This is a genomic window from Pseudomonas brassicacearum (genome assembly GCF_003732265.1).
GTDB lineage: Bacteria > Pseudomonadota > Gammaproteobacteria > Pseudomonadales > Pseudomonadaceae > Aquipseudomonas > Aquipseudomonas brassicacearum_D.
On record NZ_MOBK01000137.1, the window covers coordinates 396 to 693 of the forward strand.

The window sequence follows — 298 nt, forward strand, 5'->3', positions numbered from 1 at the left end:
TACAGGTTTCACCCGTCAATGGCGGGTTTCAGGCCCGCAGGTGTTCACACCCTGCGGATCAAGATTATCCCGTGCCCGACAGACCAGGATCTCGGCCAGTGCGCTCAGTTGCTTCATTGCCACCGCCACATGGCGTTTGGAGCCGTCGAACTCATCGGCAAGGTTTGCGCTGATGGCGACGAGGGAGTCGAGGATCTCGCTGGCGTGGGTGAGCAGGGTCAGTGTGTCGACATCGTCGCGCACCCTGATGAGCTGATTGAGAGGAACATTCCGCCGCCGACGGGTCGCCGCGGCGCGT

Annotated in this window: 1 protein-coding gene; it reads right to left on the bottom strand. The window is 62.1% G+C overall.

Annotated elements, in window-relative coordinates:
- Positions 1-15: 15 nt before the first annotated feature.
- The coding region (locus BK660_RS30450; protein WP_123436413.1) for a DUF6124 family protein at positions 16-298 on the bottom strand (283 nt) is incomplete at its 5' end.